Annotated in this window: 1 protein-coding gene; it reads left to right on the top strand. The window is 32.9% G+C overall.

Annotated elements, in window-relative coordinates; translation table 11 throughout:
* Nucleotides 1–738, top strand: a 738-nt coding sequence (locus tag RT250_RS13515) for a cation efflux transmembrane domain-containing protein (RefSeq protein WP_313115420.1), incomplete at its 5' end; no start/stop codon positions are given.
* Between the last annotated feature and the right edge of the window lie 112 nt (nucleotides 739–850).

The raw sequence follows: 850 nt of genomic DNA, 5'->3' as shown, positions 1-850 counted from the left end.
ATCCGAATGAAATTGGACGGAATTTCAAGCATTGCGAATTTGGACTTTGATATTCCGAATCGAAAATTGACCGTTTTTCACAGCGGAGAAATTGACCAAATCGAAAAGTCAGTTATCGAACTGAATTTAGGTGGAAAAAAAATCTCAACGGAACAAACCGACCAGACGGAATTTAAAGAAAACGAAAATCAGAAAAAACTACTTTGGTCTGTACTTGCCATAAATTTTGCTTTTTTCATTATTGAAATGACAACAGGAATTATCTCAAAATCTATAGGACTTGTTGCCGATAGTTTAGATATGCTTGCGGACAGTTTTGTGTACGGAATTAGTTTGTTTGCGGTTGGCGGAACAGTAATAAAGAAAAAACGGATTGCCAAACTTGCTGGATATTTTCAAATAATACTTGCGATTATTGGATTTGTAGAAGTCTTGAGAAGATTTTTCGGAAACGAGAAACTTCCCGATTTTTCAACAATGATTATAGTTTCGATTTTTGCACTTATTGCAAACGGAATTTGTCTTTATATTTTGCAAAAGTCAAAGAGCAAAGAAGAAGCACATATGAAAGCGAGTATGATTTTCACTTCGAATGACGTGATTATCAATTTGGGAGTAATTATTGCAGGAATTTTAGTGCATTATTTGAGTTCTAATAAACCTGATTTGATTATCGGAACAATTGTTTTTGCATTGGTAATTCAAGGAGCATTTCGGATTTTGAAATTAAGTAAGTGAACTAAAAAAGCACTACTTACAACAAAGTACTGTGGTAAAAAACAAGTAAAAATGTATTAATTTTTCACCATGGTACTTCTGTAACTATCCTCATATATTAGTCCAGATTTAG

The organism is Aequorivita sediminis (assembly GCF_032080575.2).
Classification (GTDB): domain Bacteria; phylum Bacteroidota; class Bacteroidia; order Flavobacteriales; family Flavobacteriaceae; genus Aequorivita; species Aequorivita sediminis.
The sequence above is the reverse complement of the archived record's forward strand: the minus strand, read 5'-3'. Positions and strand labels throughout refer to the sequence as shown.